Genomic DNA, 16793 nt, shown 5'->3' on the forward strand with positions numbered 1-16793 from the left:
ATGGATATTAGTTTAAATGTATTAAATAGATATGTAAAAGTTGATGATCAAGATCCAAAAGATCTTGCAGATAAAGTGACTTCAATTGGATTAGAAGTAGAGGGAATGCATGCATTAGCTCGAGGTAATAATATGACAATCGGTTTTGTTAAAGAATGTGTCCCTCATCCAGACAGCGACCATTTAAATGTTTGTCAAGTTGAAGTAAGACCTGGCGAAATGAGTCAAATCGTTTGTGGAGCACCTAATGTTGCAGCCGGACAAAAAGTCATTGTTGCTAACCCTGGTTGTGATTTAGGAGAAGGATTTGTTATTAAAAAGAGTAAAATTCGTGGTGTTGAATCAAATGGGATGATTTGTTCAATTGCTGAACTTGGATTAGATGCTCGTTTGTTATCTCCAGAAGATAAAGATGGTATTCATGTATTAGATGAAAATGCGCCTGTAGGTGAAGATCCACTTTCTTATATTGGTTTAAAAGATACAATTTTAGAAATTGGTTTAACTCCTAATCGTGCTGATTGTATGGCTATGACTTCATTTGCTTATGAAGTTGGGGCTGTGTTACATCGTGATGTAACATTACCTGAAATTACAACTAAAGGAATTGAAGGTAGTGGCATTGAGGTTAAAGTGGAAACAGATTTATGTCCATTCTTTGGTGCTAAATTAGTTAAAGGAGTAACAACTAAAGAATCTCCTAAATGGTTAAAAAATGCTTTAATTGCAAGTGGTATTAAACCAATCAATAATATTGTTGATATTTCTAACTTTGTTATGTTGGAAACAGGACAACCTATTCATATGTATGATTATGATAAATTAGGTAAAAAAGAATTTGTAATTAAAACAGGATTTGATCAAAAAGAAGTGATGTTAGATGGTTTAGAATATAAAGTAGAACCTCAAGATATTATTGTTTCTACTGATCAAGGCATTGGTTGTATTGCTGGTGTGATGGGAGCAGAAAGAACAAAAATTGATGAAAATACTAAAAATATTGTTATTGAAGTGGCAACATTTGATGGACCATCTTTACGTGAAACAGCAAGACGTTTAAATTTATTAACTGATGCTTCTCAACATTATATTAAAGGAGCCTTAAATACAGCGAATTCATTACAAATTCTTGAAAGATGTGCAAATTTATTAGAAGAACTAGCTGATGCTCAAGAAATCTATCAAAGTGTGACAACACCATTAAATATTGAAGATAAATACGTTGAAGTTTCAACATATCAAGTTAATCATTTATTAGGGACAAATATACAAAGTGAACAAATTAAAGAAATCTTTGATGCATTAAAATTCTCATATGAATTTAATGATGATACATTTACTGTAAAAGTTCCTACATATCGTAATGATATAACAATGGCTGCAGATTTAATTGAAGAAGTGGCACGTATTTATGGATATGACAACATTCCATCATCTCTTCCAGAGATGTCGATGACAACTGGTAAAAGAACAGATACTCAAGCAAAGAAACATACAATAAAGAATGTACTTAAAGATTTAGGTTTACATGAAACATTAACTTACTCTTTAACTTCACCATCAATGGTTGATGATTTTAATTTATTCCATACAGGAGAAACAGTAAAATTAGCCATGCCTCTAGGTGAAGAAAGAAGTGTAACAAGAAAATCAATTATTGGTTCATTATTACAAGTTATTAATTATAATCAATCAAGAAATATTAAAGATGTTAATATTTTTGAATTATCTACAACTTACTCAAAAGATTGTGAATTACAAAATCTTGCTATTGCATGTACTGGTGAATATCAAGGCTTGGCTTATCGTCAAATTTCATATCAAGCAGATTATTATTTATTAAAAGGATTTGTAGAAACAATCTTTAAAAATATTGGTATCGAAGAATCAAGATATCGTTTAGAAAGAGTAGAAAGTGATCATCCATGTTACCATCCTGGACGTAGTGCTTATATTGTTATTAATAAAGAAATTGTCGGTATTATTGGTAATATTCATCCATTAATGGAAAAGAAATATGGAGTGAAAAATGTCTATGTTGCTGAATTAAATTTATCAGCGATTTTAGGATTAAAAACAGGTAAAGTTAAATTTACTGCTATTCCACAATATCCTTCAGTATCAAGAGATATTGCGTTAGTTATGGCTAAAGACGTACCTGCTCAAGATGTTTGTCGTAAAATTGTTCAAGCTAGTAAACAATTAGTCAAAGAAACAAAAATCTTTGATATTTATGAAGGTGAACATATTGCTAAAGGTAAAAAATCTGTTGCAATTAATTTAGTTTTCCAAGATCCAAAGAAGACACTTGATGAAAAAACAGTTAATGAAGCAATGGAAAGAATTTTAGCTGCTGTAGAAAAAGAATTTGATGCTCATTTAAGAGGATAAAAAAAGATGACTAAATGTCATCTTGGTAAACAGGAATATTTCGATATTCCTGTTTTATTTTGTTTTCATGATAGATACAAGTAAGTAATGAAGCAGTTTTAAGTTCTAAATCAAAAGCTGGATGATCAAGTTTAGATGCATTAGTTACAATTTGATAAGTACAGGTCTTTTTTATTTGATTTAAATAATGTTGTCCTTTTTGATTCATTTTTAAAATATGTAAATAATCAATAGGTGGTATATTATTCATTTCTGTTTTTGTATTATTCATTAAAATATGCAGCAACATTCTTTGAATTCTTAAAGATGTATAGCGTTTACTTGTTAAACTAAAAACAAGTTCATCATAATGATTCACTTTAACAATGACTTTCTTTAATAAATATTCAATACCTTCATCTACTAAATGAATGTTTTTTAGTTCTTGTAGTGAAGAAATCATGATTTTATATTTTAATAAAGGAAAGAATTGTTCTTGAAAGTAGAAAGATGAATAATGTTCATTAAGTAGAAAATGTTTTACATCTTTATTTTGTTTAAGTGCTAAACGTAATGCTGTCGCACTACTGATTTGTTTGATGGTTTGGTCATGATAATCATTTGTTCTTTTTAAACAATGCAAGTGAATAGGATAATGATTAAAGATTACTTCTTTTACATATCCTAGTCCTAATAAATCATTAGGGGTAGTGACTGTTTTATTTAATAATTTTGATAGGGCTTGATTACAAGCATCAGGGTAACGGAAACCTTGTTTCATATATTGTTTAACACTGTTATCATATTGTTCTTGATGATGATCAATAGCATAGGCAATTTCTTTGAATTCATCAATATTTCCTGATTCACTGCCAAATACTAAATCTGTACATCCTAAATGATAAAGTAGATCAATTGCACCTTTGCAAAAATAATCAGCACTTTGATTGACATAATAAAATGGTAATTCAACAACTAAATCAATACCATATTTAATAGCAATCTCACTTCTTTTAAATTTATCAACAATGGCTACTTCTCCACGTTGAACAAAATGACCAGACATAATCGCAATTGTATAATCAGGTTGGATTAATTCTTTTGCCTTTTGAATATGATAAAGATGACCGGTATGAAAAGGATTGTATTCTACAATTAAACCTAATACTTTCATGATGATACCTTCTTTGCAGATGTTTTAATGACTTTAATGACTTTAAATAACGTAGAAACCAGTAAAATAGCTAAAGCTAAAGCAAATGCAATCGCAATTGTATTGAGTAAACTACTTACAAATAAGTCATTATTACCTTGAATAAGATAAAGCATGGTTTGATAGATTCCCTTTCCAGGAACGAGAGGGAAACAACCAATAATAATAAAAATCGTTGCTGGAGCTTTAAGTAAACGCGCCATGATTTCACTATATAAAGCAACACAACTCATTGCAATTAAATTAGCCAATACATCTCCATATGATTGAATTGTAAGTAGATAGATAATCCATCCCAGACTTCCTCCTAAAGAACCAATAATAGCAAAACGAGGATGATGATGGATACGAAAGACAAAGGCAAAACCAATACATGCAAAAAAAGCACTGAGACATTGAATAATTTGTTCCATTATATTAATCCTTTCAATAAGACAAGCATACTCCCTACACCTAATGCAATAGCAGTAGCTGTTAAAAAAGCTTCTAACATTCTCGCTTGACCAGAAATATAATCTCCAGACATAATGTCCCTTAAACTATTAGTAATAGCCATTCCGGGAACTAAAACCATTAAACAGCCAATAATTGTAGATTGTAATAAATGAATAAGATGAAAATGATAGCTTATGATAGCACAGGCGGATAAAATCATACTTGTTACCATGGTTCTAACAAGAGCATTGATTTCTAGAATTTCATGGAGCCAAACTACAAAATAGGTAATAAAACCAATAATTGTTGCAGCTACAAACTCTGACAAGCCCCCACCAAAGAATACAGCAAAAAAACCTGCTCCAATACCATATCCTAAAAAAACAAGCTTCATTTTTTCAGGTAAATTTTTAATACGCTCTATTTCTTTTTTTATATAATTTTCATCAGGTTGATATTGACATATATAGCGAACGAGATTATTTAATTCGTAAACACAATCTAGATTGGTCCTGTTTTGAATGGTTCTTATAATAATAGATGGTGAAGAACCATCATGAAGAGTAGCGCCTAAAGTAAAATAAGAAGGTAATGCAAAAACCCCAATATCCTTAAAGCCATAGCTTTTGCACATTCTTTTAAGACTTTCTTCTACACGATATATTTCAGCGCTATGTCTAAGTAATAATCTGCCAATTTCACCAATACATTTAAATAATTCATGTTCGTTCATATTATCACCTCAGAATAAAAGTATACCAATATTTTTTTGTTTATAAAAGAGATAAAATAGTAAAAGTAAATGAAAAACTTTGCGTAATGAGTTGTTTTTTATCTTTATTTATATTATAAATGATATGATAAAGAAAATAATAAAATGATTGAATATAGATATAGGAGAATATATGGAAAGATTACAAAAATATATTGCTGCTAGTGGATATACCTCTAGAAGAAAAGCAGAAGAATTAATCAGACAGGGACGTGTTTGTGTCAATGGTCAAGTTGTACAAGAAATGGGAACAAAAGTAAAACAAGGTGATATTGTGACTGTTGATGGTGAAATGATTGTTGGTGAAAATAAAGTATATTATTTATTTTATAAACCTAAAGGATGTGTTTGTACTTTAGATGATGAATTTGATCGTAAAAAGGTTGTAGACTTTTTTGAAGACGTTGAAGAAAGAATTTATCCTGTAGGACGTTTGGATTTTGATACAACAGGAGCATTAATTATGTCTAATGATGGTGAATTTGCTAATATGATTATGCATCCTCGATCACATTTAGAAAAGATTTATGAAGTGACAATTAAAGGATTAATTAAAGGTGAAGATTTACATCGATTAGAAAAAGGAATTTATATTGACGGAGCTAAAACAATTCCTTGTAAAATTAAAGTTACTTTTAAAGATATGGAACATAAATCAACAGTTCTATTAATTAAATTATATGAAGGAAAAAACAGACAAGTTAAAAAAATGTTTGAAAGTGTAGGACATCCAGTTAAAAGATTACATCGTGTATCTGTTGGATGTGTTAATTTAAAAGGATTAAAGCCTGGACAATATCGACGTTTAAAACCTCAAGAAGTAAAAGACTTAAAAGCACTTGTCAATAAATAAAATGATAGTGTTATTTTGACATTATTTTTATCACCGGTGGTATATAGTAGTTAAAGGTGATGAAAGTGAGAGTACAAGTTATTGATCCACAAAATACAATTCAATGTGGAATATGTCATGCCCAGGGTGATTGGGTAAAAAAATTAGATGTAGGTGGAATTTATGGATTATATTGTTTAAAGTGTGATACTTTAACGGTATATGAACCAATAAAAACGAAGTATGTTTATAATGCATTTAAAAAAGAGTGTTTAAAACAAAAAAATTTATTTCAACAATTTCAAGATACTGTTGACAATAAAAAATAATCATTTAAAATAATGATGTAAATTAAAAAAGCAATGATTTAGGATATGTTTTATAATATTTTGATTTAGAGAAAAGGTGGCTGGTGAAAACCTTAGAGAAAATTATAAAGTACTCCCTAATAGGCTGCACTTGAAAAAGATGTCGTTAACTGCGTTAAAGTTTTGAGGCTTTTTAAGCAAATTAAGGTGGTACCACGAAACTCTCGTCCTTTGGATGAGAGTTTTTTTAATCATTGTATAAGATGGAGGAATAAAAATGATCGATTTTAAAGAAAATGAACAATTAAGTACATTAAATCACTCATGTGCTCATGTGATGGCACAAGCTATTAAACACTTATATCCTCAAGCTAAGTTTTGGGTAGGACCTGTTGTTTCTGAAGGATTCTACTATGATGTAGATTTAGGTGATCAAGTTGTAAGTGATGAAGATATTGCTAAAATTGAAAAAGAAATGAAAAAAATCTGCAAAGATGGAAAAAGAATTGTAAGACGTGAAATTTCTAAAGCAGAAGCTTTAGAAATGTTTAAAGATGATGAGTATAAATTAGATTTAATTTCTCATTTAGAAGATGGCAATATTACATGTTATAGTCAAGGAGATTTTACAGATTTATGCCGTGGACCACACGTAGAAACAGTAAAAATGTGTAAGAATTTTAAATTAATAAAACATTCTGGTGCTTATTGGAAAGGTGATAAAGATAACAAAGTACTACAACGTATTTATGGTGTATGTTTTCCAACAGCAGAACAGTTAGAAGAACATTTAAAATTATTAGAAGAAGCCAAAGAAAGAGATCATCGTAAAATTGGTAAAGACATGGAATTATTCATGGTCGATGATTTAATTGGTAGAGGTTTACCAATGTACTTACCAAAAGGATATGCTATCTGGCAAAAATTAGAAAGCTATATTAAACGTAAAGAAAAGAAACTTGGCTATTTACATGTTTTAACTCCTGCAGTAGGAACAGTTAATTTATATAAAACTTCAGGACATTGGGATCATTATAAAGAAAATATGTTTCCTCAAATGGAAATGGATGGAGAATCATTTGTTTTAAGACCTATGAACTGTCCACATCATATGATGATTTATGCTAACAAATTACATTCATATAAAAATTTACCAATTCGTATTGGTGAAATAGCTCATGATTTTAGATATGAAGCAAGTGGAGCTGTTAAAGGGATTGAAAGAGGAAGACATTTCTGTCAAAATGATGCTCATATCTTTGTGACTCCAGACCAAATTAAGTCTGAATTTAAGGGTGTTATTGATTTAATTTTAGATGTTTATAAAGATTTTAATATTACTGATTATCGCTGTGTATTATCACTTAGAGACCCAAATGATAAAAAGAAATATCATGATGATGATGAAATGTGGAATAAGGCTGAAAATGAATTACGTGAAGTTATGAATGAATTAGGTATTGAATATACTGAAGAAATTGGTGAAGCTGCTTTCTATGGTCCTAAATTAGATGTTAATGTTAAACCAGCAATTGGTAATGAAATTACACTATCTACATGTCAATTAGATTTCTGTTTACCAGCTAAATTTGATTTAACTTATGTTGATGCAGATGGTTCTAAAAAAACACCTGTTGTATTACACCGTGCTATTTTAGGTTCATTAGACCGTTTTATGGCTTATATTCTTGAAGAAACAAAGGGAAATTTACCTTTATGGTTAGCTCCTGTACAAGTCAAAGTATTACCAGTTAAAAATGAATATCATTTAGATTACGCTAATGAAATTTATGAAAGACTTTTAGATGAAGGATTTGAAGTTGAAATTGATCAACGTGATGAAAAACTAGGATATCGTATTCGTGAAGCACAAATGCAAAAAGCAAACTATATCTTGGTTTTAGGTAATAATGAACGTGATGAAAAAACTGTAACATATCGTAAACACGGGGAACAAAAGGCAACAACAGTTCCTGTAGATGAATTCATTGATATGTTAAAACAACAAATTAAAGATAAAAGATAATGACAAAGACCTCTTGATAGAGGTCTTTATTTTGTTAATGATTTGTTCAAATATTTATACTATAATAAAAGAAATGGGAGGACAAGATATGAAAGAATATTTAGCCTTTGATGTAGGTGGAACATCTGTAAAATATGCTTTAGTCAATCAAGATGGACAAGTTCGCTTAGCGAGTAAATTTAAAACACCTGATACTTTAGAAAAAATGTATCAAGAAATTGAAAAAGTAGCAAAAGAGAATGAAAATGTTGAGGGGATTGCTTTATCAATGCCAGGTGCGGTAGCAAGTGATGAAGGAGTTATTTATGGTTCTAGTGCTATAGATTATATTCATGGTCCTAATATTAAAGAAGATTTGCAAAAACGATTAAATAAAGCTGTAGAATTAGAAAATGATGCTAATTGTGCAGCCTTGGCAGAAGTTTGGCAAGGTGTTGCCCGTGATGAAAATGACTGCTGTTTTATTGTTAGTGGGACAGGAATTGGGGGTTCTGTTATAAAAGATCGACATGTTCATCATGGTCATGCATTACATGGTGGGGAATTTGGTTATATGATTACAAGATATGATCAAGATGAAAAGAAATACTATACATGGTCAGATGATGGCTCTACGGTTGCTGTAACCAAAAGAATTGCTAAGGAATTAGGAATTGATTATCATGAATTGGATGGAAAAGAAATTTTTGATCACGCTAGTGAAAATGAAGTATATAAAAAATATGTAGATGAATTTTATCGTACGCTTGCTATGGGAATTTATAATTTACAATATGCTTATGATCCAAGTATGATTATTATTGGTGGTGCTATCTCTACAAGAGCAGATTTATTAGATTGTGTAAATGAACAATTAGACATTATTTTTTCACAGTTAACACATGCTCATGTAAGACCGAATATTAAAGTATGTAAGTTTGGCAATGATGCTAATTTAATTGGTGCAACATATCATTATAAACAAGTTCATGAGGGGGATCAAAATGAATAAATCGATACCTAGAATTAATACACAACTGAGAAGTCATACAATATTAGTGCCAGAAATATATCGCGAAGCAACGGGCGTGTTAATTAATGGAAAAAGAATTAAATCATTGGTTTTTTCAACTGATGTAGCTGTTATTGCTAATTGTAATGCTGATGCTGTCATTGCAGTCTATCCTTTTACACCAACGATTCAAATTACCCAAGCTATTATATCAGTGGCTCAAAGACCAGTCTTTGTTGGTGTTGGCGGTGGAACAACAGCCGGTAAAAGAGTGGAATCTATTGCTTTAGATGCAGAATTACATGGAGCGACAGCCGTCGTTTTAAATGCGCCTACTGCTACAGAGTTTGTACAAAATTTAGCTCAAGATATTGATATTCCTGTTGTTTTAACAATTGTTTCTTTAAATGAAGATTTGGAAGAAAGAATGTTGCATACAAATGCTAATATTATTAATGTTTCTGGGGGAAAAGAAACAGTTAAAATTGTTAAAAAATTAAGAGAGATAGATCCTGATTTTCCAATTATTGCGACAGGTGGACCTAGTGAGGAAACTGTAAGAGAAGTTATTGAGGCAGGTGCTAATGCAGTGACCTTTACACCTCCTACTAATGGAGAAATATTTAAAGGAATGATGGAAGAATATCGTCATCGTTATGACTAATATGGTAAAAAATGACTAAGGTCATTTTTTATTTTGATGACAATAAGATGGTTTTTCTATATAATGGAACAAGAGGTGAAATGAATGAAACAATATTTAGATATGTGTCAATATATTCTTGATCATGGTCAAGATCGTGATGATCGTACAGGTACTGGAACACGTAGTGTTTTTGGATACCAAACGCGATATAATTTATTAGATGGTTTTCCATTAATGACAACTAAAAAAATGTTTTTAAGACCGATTGCTGAAGAGTTGCTTTGGTTCATTAAAGGAGATACAAATATAAAATATTTAGTTGATCGTAATGTAAAAATTTGGAATGAATGGCCTTATGAAGCTTTTAAAAAATCTGATGATTTTCATGGGGAAACTTTAGAACAATTTGTAACTAAAATTAAAGAATTACCAGAGGATGATCCTTTTGTTGTAAAATATGGCGAATTAGGTCCTGTTTATGGTAGACAATGGCGTAATTTTAATAACGAAGGTGTAGATCAAGTTGCTAAACTTGTGGATTCTTTAAAAAATAATCCATTTTCTAGAAGACATATTATTTGTGCATGGAATCCCGCAGAAGTCGATGAGATGGCTTTACCACCATGTCATGCTTTTTTACAATTCTATGTTTCTAATGATAAAAAATATCTATCTTGTCAACTTTATCAAAGAAGCGCAGATACTTTTTTAGGTGTTCCTTTTAATATTGCATCATATGCTTTATTTACTGCTATGTTAGCTCAAGTATGCGGTTATCAAGCTAAAGAATTTGTACATACTATTGGTGATGCTCATATTTATAAAAATCATTTTGATGTTGTAAAAGAACAACTATCAAGAGAACCTTTACCAAAATGTCAATTAGTATTAAATTCAGAAGTAAAATCAATCTTTGATTTTACGATTGATGATATTAAGATAGAAAACTATCAATCTTATGGGAAATTAGTAGGGAAGGTAAGTGTCTAATGATTAGTATTATTGTAGCGACGGATCAAAATTTATTAATTGGGAAAAAGGATTCTAAAAATGGAATGCCATGGCATAATTCAGAAGATTTAAAACATTTTAAAGCAGTTACTACTGAGCAAACAATTGTAATGGGTGCTTCTACTTATAAAGCAATAGGTAGACCTTTGCCAAATCGAAAAACAATCGTTGTCACACGAAAAGGATTAGATGATAATCGTGTGGAAGTAAGAAATGATTTGATTTCCTTGATTAAGGAATATCAAGAAAATAATGAGGACTTATATATTTGTGGGGGTGCAAGTATTTATAAACAAGCTTTACCTTATTGTGATCAACTCATCATTTCACGTATTCCAGGTGTTCATGAAGGAGAAACTTATTTTCCATCTTTTGAAGACCATGAATTTAAATTAGTAGAAGAAAAACAAATGGAAACATTTGTTTTACAAATATATAATAAGGAGAATCAATAATGAAAAGAATTGCTTTAGCTGTAATCAGAAGTCTATTTCAACTTCCTTATTGGTGGTTTGTTAAAGTTAAAAAACTATCCAATCATGATAAATATTCGTTAAGCGATGCTTATGCTTTTATTCATAAAATTGTTTTTACAATTACCAGAAGATGCCGTGTGACACTAGAATGTTATGGCTTAGAAAACTTGCCTAAAGAAGATGGTTATTTGTTAACGCCTAACCATCAAGGTTTATTTGATCCCTTAGCTATTTTTCAAACTCATGAAAAACCTATTCGAGCTATTGTAAAAAAAGAATTAGCATCTACAATTTTAGTTAAAGATGTAATCAATATGCTACAATATGTTCCTATGGATAGAAGTAATATTAGAGAATCAGCTAAAGTGATTAAATATGTAGCTGATGAAATATCAAGAGGACAAAATTTCTTTGTTTTCCCAGAAGGAACAAGATCAAAAAAACAAAATGAGATTTTAGATTTTAAAGGTGGTACTTTTAAAATTGCAACAAAGTCAAAAGCACCAATTGTTCCTGTAGCTATGATAGATTGTTATAAAGTATTTGATAATAATACAATAAAGAAAACAACGGCTCAAATTCATTATCTTAAACCACTTTATTATGATGAATATAAAGATATGAAAACAAATGAGATTGCTCAATGTGTCCATGATCGAATTCAAGAATGTATACGTGAAAACCAAAAAGGATAGACATATCCTTTTTTTATGTTATAATCTATTTAGAAATTTATCTAAATATAAAGGTGATTAAATGGAATTTGTGAAAACATTTAAAGCTTTGTCTGATCCTGTACGACGAGATATTTTAATATTACTAAAAGATGGACAACTCTCGGCAGGGGAAATTGCAGGACATTTTGATATGACTCAAGCTACAATTTCTTATCATTTATCAAAACTTAAACAAGCTGATTTGATTTATGAAACAAAGTATAAAAATTATATTTATTATGAAATTAATACATCAGTATTTGAAGAAGTGATGTTATGGTTTAGCCAATTTGGAGGAAAAGAAAATGAAAATTAATAAAAAAGATTTATTTATGACAACTTTGGTTTGTATTTTACCTATGATTTTTGGAGCCTTTGTCTATGAATCTTTACCAGCTCATATGCCTATTCATTGGAATTTATCAGGAAAAATTGATGGTTACGCTAGTAAGATGTTTGTTGTTTTTGGATTACCATTATTAATGGTTTTATTACAATGGATCTGTTTGTTCTTTGCTTGTCATGATCCTAAAAAACCAAACTATCCAGAAAAGATGAAACAATTACTTTTATGGATTATCCCTAGTATTGCATGTATTTTGCAAATTATGACTTATTTAGTTTGTTTTGGTTACGATATTGCTATAGAAACGATTGTACCAGTATTAGTAGGAATCATTTTTATTTTAATTGGAAATTATTTACCTAAAGTCAAACAAAATTATACTTTGGGTATACGTTTACCATGGACTTTAAATGATAAAACGAATTGGTTAAAAACAAATCGTTTGACAGGCTATATTATGGTTATCGGTGGATTTACTATTATTGCTTCTTTTACGATTAATAAGATTTTTGAAGTTTTTATCGGTGTTGTTGTGATTTTGATTATAGTACCAACAGTTTATTCATATTTGTTATATAAAAAAGGAAATAAACATGAAAATTAGAGTCAATGATGTTGAATTATATTATGAGGTAACTGGTCAGGGTAGACCACTGATTATGATTCATGGTAATGGAGAAGACCATCATATTTTTGATATAGCTAACCAGGAGTTAAAGAAGTATTTCCAAGTTTATTTAGTAGATAGTCGAGGACATGGATCAAGTAGTAAAATCAATTCATATCATTATCAAGATATGGCTTTGGATATTAGAGAAATGATTATTCAATTAGATTTAAAAGATGTCATTTATTATGGATATAGTGATGGTGGTGTTGTAGGATTATTACTTGCTAGTCAATATCCTCAGTTAATAAGCAAACTCATTGTTTCGGGTGCTAATCTTCATCCTCGGGGTGTGGCTCAAGAATGTTATCAAGAAATGAAAACAGAATACAAAAAAACCAAAAGTCCACTTATTAAAATGATGTTAGAGGAGCCTCATATTGATAGTCGTGATTTAAAACAAATTCAGGCATCTACGCTTATTTTAGCAGGAGAGCATGATTTGATTTTAGAGGAACATACAAGAAAGATTGCAAGACATATTCCTCGTAGTCAATTAGAAATCATACCGGGAGAAGATCATGGTAGTTATATTGTAGATAGTCGAAAAATTGCTCACTATATTATTGATTTTATAAAAAAAGATGATTGTTGCCATCGTTGAAACGATGACAACATCATCTTTTTAAATATAGTCTTTTTCTTTTGCAAGTTGAAGATATTTGTTTTGATCAGGATTTAAAATACAATTGGGTTCATATAAATAAGAATTAATCACATCACATAATTTGAGAAGTTCACTATAATCATCATGATGTTGTTTTTTATTTGAATGATTCTTAATAGCCTTTTCAACTATGCTGATTTCTTTTTCGTTAAATAATTGAGTGGCTTCTAAAATATTTTTAGCTAAAATAGCACTACGAGAAGCATGATCAAAATGACTATGATCTTTGTATATAGTTAAATCATGTAATAATCCCATGATACCCGCTAATTCATTATCTAGCTTTTCTTTTCTTGCTAAAATGATACAAAGTTCACTGACACCTAGAAGATGGCGATAAGCTTGTTTTTTCTTGTTGCCAAAACATTCTTTTTCTAGTAGTTGGTAAACATAGTCTTCTATTATATCATATCGGTTCATCGTCTTAGTCCTTTAGGAAATAAGTTTTTTACTTGCTGATTACTTTCTTTATAGAAAGAAAGGGGATAACCATCAACAAAAATAACACCATATCCCTTATCACCATGACCTTTTAAAGTTAATCCTTTAATATAATCTTGAACTTCCTGACTATCTTTTGAAAAATCATAATATCTTTTTACATCTTTTTTTTCTAATGTTAAAGCAAGAGATAAACTTGGTTCAAATCTTCCTTTTTTACATTCTCCTAAGTAAAGTCCATTTTTGATGACTTTAATTTTATTCAAATCTGGAAATTGAGGTCTAATTGCATAAATATGTTGCTGAGATTGAAATAAATATGGCGGCACATCAATATTAAGATGATCATGATAAAATGTTTCAACAAGTTTTAATTGTTCTCTTGTAATATTGGGTTTTAAAATCTTAGGTTTTTCAACCAGTGTATCTGTTGTTTTTTTAACAACAGCAATGAATTGCCCTTCACCACGATTATGATGAGGATACATACGGACAGTTCCCGGACAAAGTGTGCTTTCTGTCATACCTGGTTCTTGATGGATAGGAATCACTTCCATGTTTAATTTGTTGACCATGTAATTGACTTGTGCTTCGTTTTCTTCTACAGAATATGTACATGTAGAATAGACTAAAACACCATCTTTTTTTAATAATTTATAAGCTTGATCAATTAAGTTTCTTTGAATATAAGCACACTCCTGTACTTTTTGTAATGACCATGTTTCAATTGCTTCATCATCTTTTCTAAACATGCCTTCTCCTGAACAGGGAGCATCTAGGATGACTTTATCAAAGAAACCAGGTAATGAAAAACGTAATGGATCAACATTTGTAACAATTGTATTTTTTAAGCCAAAGCGTTCAATATTACTTGCTAGAATATGTGCCCTCAATTTATTAATGTCATTAGCAATCATTAAGCCATCTTGATTTAATTGACTAGCAAGATAACAAGTTTTTCCTCCAGGAGCACCACACATATCTAAAATGTAGTCATCTTTGTTTACTTGAATTGTGTTTGCGACAGCCATGGCACTAGGTTCTTGAATATAATATAAGCCACACATAAAATAAGGACTTTTTCCTAGTGGCTCTTTTTCATAATCAAAATAATAGCCACGAGGTATGTAAGGATGTGGTGTAATATGTTCTTGATTCAAATGATTCAGTACATCTTTTTTTAAAGGATTAAGATAAAATCCTTTAACGGGTGGTTGATTTAATGATGCAATAAAATCATCATATTCGTCATTTAATAATTCTTTCATTCTATCTAAAAATAATTGATTCATTTTTTTACCTCATTCATTAAGTTATATTTATTATATAAACTAATGAATTTAAAGTAAATATTTTATCCCCTTGTCAAGAATAATAATCCTTGTTATAATAACTATCGGACACAAATTATATGCCGCTGTGGCGAAATTGGCAGACGCACTTGACTCAAAATCAAGCGGAGTAATCCGTGCCGGTTCAAGTCCGGCCAGCGGTACCATAGAAAAATAACTCTCCTTTAGGAGAGTTTTTAATATGCTTTAGTATCCAATAAATCAAGATATTTTTTAAAAGCACTACTTTTTTTACGACTGCTTGGGATAAGGATAACATCATTTAAAAGATGATATTGAAATAAAGATGCTTTTTTTATTTTGTGATAATTAATAAGAATACTTTTGTGGATTGAAAGAAAATCAAGATGTTCAAGTTTATTTTCATATTTATAAAGTTCTTTTTGACAGGCAATATATTCTTGATCTTTTAGATGAACATGAACTTGACCATAATATGATTCTAAATAATAAATATCTTGAACAGGAATATGAAGATAATGATCTTGGTCATAGACTTTAATAAAACGACTATGATTATGATATGTTAGCCAATAATCAATACAACGATTGATATCTTCTAACTGATAGGGTTTAAATAACAATTTAACATCATTGAGATGACGTAATGTCTGATTTCTTGTGGTAAGAATAATAGGAATATCAGGATAGAGTTCTTTAATAATAAGGAGCGTTGTTGACTGACAACTTTCACTATTAATAAAGAAATAGGAATAAGATATATTTTTAAATAAGAACTGAATAAATTCATCTTCATTATTAAATTTAAAGATAAATAATTCTCTAGATAATTCTGAGTTTTTCAAAATTAAGGTTGATAAATGATTTAAATCATGATCATTTTGATCAAATAATGCAATTTTCATAAATTTCTCCTAAAACGACTAAGATGAAAGCAAAATCAAACTAACATTGATAGGAATAACATTCAATAATTATTACCTATAAATCAAATGTAACGACATGAAATACATCGTAATGACAATAAAAATTTATAAAATTGAGATAAAATCATTGACATAGAAGACAATTATAGATAAAATAACATCAACATTTGATATAAATACTGTGAAAAGAACTAGTAAACATTCATTTGAAATGTAGAGATTTCTTGGTTGGTGAAAAAGAAAATGAAAGTGATTGTTGAATTCGTCTTGGAGTAGAGTGTTGAACTGATAGTAGGCATCTCCGGTAATCACCGTTATATGATAAAAGTATGTTAGTACTTGATGAGGCTTATATAGTAATATATAAGTAAACTAAGGTGGTATCACGAAGCAATGCTCTCGTCCTTTATGGATGAGAGTTTTTTATTTATATCAAATAGAAAATAAGGGGGAAATAAAAATGATTATTGTAATGAAAACAACAGCAAAAGCTGAAGATGTTAAAAAAGTATCAAAAATGGTAGAAGACAAAGGATTAAGAGTTAGCGTTGTAAACGGAACTGGTCAAACTGTTATTGGAATGATTGGTGATACAACAAAAGTAGATCCAGAACAAATCGAAGTAGATCCAGCAGTA

At 29.9% G+C, this 16793-nt stretch carries 18 protein-coding genes, 1 tRNA gene, 1 pseudogene and 1 other annotated feature; of the genes and pseudogenes, 14 read left to right on the plus strand and 6 right to left on the minus strand.

The features are described from left to right. Positions 1 to 2391, plus strand: coding sequence for a phenylalanine--tRNA ligase subunit beta (gene pheT, locus DW911_RS06860; protein ID WP_118432916.1), 2391 nt, complete (start codon positions 1 to 3; stop codon positions 2389 to 2391). Between the two features lie 10 nt (positions 2392 to 2401). Here the strand turns inward: pheT and DW911_RS06865 are convergent, their stop codons facing one another. The 3 genes from DW911_RS06865 to DW911_RS06875 are packed head-to-tail and all read right to left on the minus strand — an operon-like array spanning position 2402 to position 4751. Beyond that, positions 2402 to 3544 carry a nucleotidyltransferase gene (locus DW911_RS06865; protein WP_118607631.1) on the minus strand — a complete coding sequence of 381 codons (1143 nt, stop codon included), beginning with the start codon at positions 3542 to 3544 and terminating at the stop codon, positions 2402 to 2404. Beyond that, the gene (locus tag DW911_RS06870) at positions 3541 to 3996 is read right to left on the minus strand and encodes a threonine/serine exporter family protein (protein ID WP_118432914.1); all 456 of its coding nucleotides are present in this window, start codon (positions 3994 to 3996) and stop codon (positions 3541 to 3543) included. The genes DW911_RS06865 and DW911_RS06870 overlap by 4 nt, the downstream gene beginning before the upstream one ends. Continuing rightward, positions 3996 to 4751 (minus strand): threonine/serine ThrE exporter family protein, encoded by a 756-nt coding sequence (locus DW911_RS06875; RefSeq protein ID WP_118432913.1) that lies wholly within the window; start codon positions 4749 to 4751, stop codon positions 3996 to 3998. The genes DW911_RS06870 and DW911_RS06875 overlap by 1 nt, the downstream gene beginning before the upstream one ends. A gap of 172 nt (positions 4752 to 4923) precedes the next feature. On the opposite strand from DW911_RS06875, the gene DW911_RS06880 reads away from it, so the two are divergent. The 11 genes from DW911_RS06880 (at position 4924) to DW911_RS06930 (ending at position 13413) form a co-directional block, all read left to right on the plus strand. After that, complete coding sequence (locus DW911_RS06880; RefSeq protein WP_118432912.1) at positions 4924 to 5643, plus strand: pseudouridine synthase; 720 nt, start codon at positions 4924 to 4926, stop codon at positions 5641 to 5643. A 59-nt stretch (positions 5644 to 5702) separates the two neighbouring features. Next, the gene (locus DW911_RS06885) at positions 5703 to 5951 is read left to right on the plus strand and encodes a hypothetical protein (RefSeq protein WP_118432911.1); all 249 of its coding nucleotides are present in this window, start codon (positions 5703 to 5705) and stop codon (positions 5949 to 5951) included. 256 nt (positions 5952 to 6207) lie between these two features. Continuing rightward, on the plus strand, positions 6208 to 7956 hold the full coding sequence (gene thrS, locus DW911_RS06890) for a threonine--tRNA ligase (RefSeq protein WP_118432910.1): 1749 nt from the start codon (positions 6208 to 6210) through the stop codon (positions 7954 to 7956). Between the two features lie 88 nt (positions 7957 to 8044). Further along, positions 8045 to 8947 (plus strand): ROK family protein, encoded by a 903-nt coding sequence (locus tag DW911_RS06895; protein ID WP_118432909.1) that lies wholly within the window; start codon positions 8045 to 8047, stop codon positions 8945 to 8947. Further along, positions 8940 to 9611, plus strand: coding sequence for a hydrolase (locus tag DW911_RS06900; RefSeq protein WP_118432908.1), 672 nt, complete (start codon positions 8940 to 8942; stop codon positions 9609 to 9611). Before DW911_RS06895 ends, DW911_RS06900 begins: the two co-directional genes overlap by 8 nt. A gap of 84 nt (positions 9612 to 9695) precedes the next feature. Further along, the gene (gene thyA, locus DW911_RS06905; RefSeq protein WP_118607632.1) at positions 9696 to 10583 is read left to right on the plus strand and encodes a thymidylate synthase; all 888 of its coding nucleotides are present in this window, start codon (positions 9696 to 9698) and stop codon (positions 10581 to 10583) included. Then, positions 10583 to 11059, plus strand: coding sequence for a dihydrofolate reductase (locus DW911_RS06910; protein WP_118432906.1), 477 nt, complete (start codon positions 10583 to 10585; stop codon positions 11057 to 11059). Before thyA ends, DW911_RS06910 begins: the two co-directional genes overlap by 1 nt. After that, positions 11059 to 11775 carry a lysophospholipid acyltransferase family protein gene (locus tag DW911_RS06915; RefSeq protein WP_118432905.1) on the plus strand — a complete coding sequence of 239 codons (717 nt, stop codon included), beginning with the start codon at positions 11059 to 11061 and terminating at the stop codon, positions 11773 to 11775. The genes DW911_RS06910 and DW911_RS06915 overlap by 1 nt, the downstream gene beginning before the upstream one ends. Before the next feature lie 61 nt (positions 11776 to 11836). Beyond that, complete coding sequence (locus DW911_RS06920) at positions 11837 to 12112, plus strand: autorepressor SdpR family transcription factor (RefSeq protein WP_118432904.1); 276 nt, start codon at positions 11837 to 11839, stop codon at positions 12110 to 12112. After that, a complete protein-coding gene (locus DW911_RS06925; RefSeq protein WP_118432903.1) occupies positions 12102 to 12746 on the plus strand; it encodes an SdpI family protein in 645 nt (214 codons plus the stop codon). The genes DW911_RS06920 and DW911_RS06925 overlap by 11 nt, the downstream gene beginning before the upstream one ends. Next, on the plus strand, positions 12736 to 13413 hold the full coding sequence (locus DW911_RS06930) for an alpha/beta fold hydrolase (protein ID WP_118432902.1): 678 nt from the start codon (positions 12736 to 12738) through the stop codon (positions 13411 to 13413). Before DW911_RS06925 ends, DW911_RS06930 begins: the two co-directional genes overlap by 11 nt. 21 nt (positions 13414 to 13434) lie before the next feature. Here DW911_RS06930 and DW911_RS06935 read toward each other — a convergent pair whose 3' ends face one another. Beyond that, positions 13435 to 13896 carry an HD domain-containing protein gene (locus DW911_RS06935; RefSeq protein ID WP_118432901.1) on the minus strand — a complete coding sequence of 154 codons (462 nt, stop codon included), beginning with the start codon at positions 13894 to 13896 and terminating at the stop codon, positions 13435 to 13437. Further along, positions 13893 to 15209, minus strand: coding sequence for an RsmB/NOP family class I SAM-dependent RNA methyltransferase (locus DW911_RS06940; RefSeq protein ID WP_118432900.1), 1317 nt, complete (start codon positions 15207 to 15209; stop codon positions 13893 to 13895). Before DW911_RS06940 ends, DW911_RS06935 begins: the two co-directional genes overlap by 4 nt. Before the next feature lie 121 nt (positions 15210 to 15330). Between DW911_RS06940 and DW911_RS06945 the strand changes: the two genes are divergently transcribed. Then, positions 15331 to 15415: transfer RNA gene (locus DW911_RS06945), tRNA-Leu, on the plus strand. A gap of 30 nt (positions 15416 to 15445) precedes the next feature. Here the strand turns inward: DW911_RS06945 and DW911_RS06950 are convergent. Continuing rightward, entirely contained in the window at positions 15446 to 16135 is a 690-nt protein-coding gene (locus tag DW911_RS06950) for a LytR/AlgR family response regulator transcription factor (RefSeq protein WP_118432899.1), read from the minus strand. Between the two features lie 193 nt (positions 16136 to 16328). Further along, positions 16329 to 16566: a binding site (T-box leader), on the plus strand. Positions 16567 to 16628: 62 nt separating this feature from the next. Here DW911_RS06950 and DW911_RS06955 point away from each other — a divergent pair. After that, positions 16629 to 16793: pseudogene (locus DW911_RS06955) on the plus strand (3-deoxy-7-phosphoheptulonate synthase); the annotation flags it as partial.

The sequence above is a fragment of the Erysipelatoclostridium sp. AM42-17 genome (genome assembly GCF_003480255.1).
In the GTDB taxonomy this organism is placed as follows: domain Bacteria; phylum Bacillota_I; class Bacilli_A; order Erysipelotrichales; family Coprobacillaceae; genus Faecalibacillus.